Here is a 327-nt window from a genome sequence, read left to right as displayed (position 1 = left end):
CGGCGAGATGGGGTATCCGATTTCCGACGAACAGACATCTGCCGACGGGGTAGGGCATTTCGCAAACTTTGAAGATCAGAGTGCAATATATTCCCTTCCATCTCTTGGAGCCTGGAGAATCCCAAAAATAATGCTGAAGATTTGGGGAGGAGAAGGATACGAAGGGGGACCCCTTGGATACCCTATCGCAGGGGTTGCCGACCCAACTCAGCTGAGCCCAGGCGTTTCAATATCTCAACGATTCCAAAAGGGATCGATTGCTTTTACCAACGATCTCCAAGCACTGATAGCCGTCTACCATCCATAGATTTGCTAAAAAGGGGACGA

The 327-nt window shown here is 49.8% G+C and carries 1 protein-coding gene; it reads left to right on the top strand.

Features of this window, described 5'->3' with window-relative positions; translation table 11 throughout:
- The coding region (locus CVH10_RS18980; RefSeq protein ID WP_219924837.1) for a hypothetical protein at positions 1-307 on the top strand (307 nt) is incomplete at its 5' end.
- Positions 308-327 lie beyond the last annotated feature (20 nt).

The sequence above is a fragment of the Halomonas sp. ND22Bw genome (genome assembly GCF_003011945.1).
GTDB classification, from domain to species: Bacteria; Pseudomonadota; Gammaproteobacteria; order Pseudomonadales; family Halomonadaceae; genus Halomonas; species Halomonas halophila.
Note: the sequence above shows the minus strand (reverse complement) of the source record. Positions and strands in the feature narration are given on the sequence as shown.